Origin of the sequence: Desulfonatronum sp. SC1 (assembly GCF_003046795.1) — a bacterium.
In the GTDB taxonomy this organism is placed as follows: Bacteria; Desulfobacterota; Desulfovibrionia; order Desulfovibrionales; family Desulfonatronaceae; genus Desulfonatronum.
Window position 1 is genome coordinate 1 of the sequence record NZ_PZKN01000185.1, and the last position, 424, is coordinate 424.

Below are 424 nucleotides of genomic sequence, written 5' to 3' on the forward strand. Positions count from 1 at the left end.
CCGATACAGAGCTGGACAAGACCATGATTGAAAGCCTCTCTGATCCACTCCTTCATATTATCAGAAACAGCGTAGATCACGGAATAGAGTCACCGTCAGAAAGGCAAAGAAAAGGGAAGCCCGAAGCCGGAACCATCAAGTTTGAGGCAGGATACTCCGGAGCCAACGTGGTAATTCAGATTAAAGACGATGGCCGGGGTATAAATCCTGAAAGCATCCGTAAAAAGGCCATTGAAAAAGGCATAATAAAAGCTAACGCGACTTTGACGGAACAAGAAATCCTTGAACTGGTGTTTCTACCCGGATTCTCCACTGCATCCACCATTACAGAAGTCTCAGGTCGCGTCGTGGGAATGGATGTGGTAAAGCGCAACATTGCGGCTATAAGGGGAGAGGTCTCAATTGAGTCGATACCGGATAAAGG

The 424-nt window shown here is 47.2% G+C and carries 1 protein-coding gene; it reads left to right on the forward strand.

Features of this window, described 5'->3' with window-relative positions; genetic code table 11:
* Positions 1-23: 23 nt before the first annotated feature.
* Positions 24-424 (forward strand): ATP-binding protein (locus C6366_RS18870; protein ID WP_233248591.1); only part of this gene is annotated, 401 nt, incomplete at its 3' end.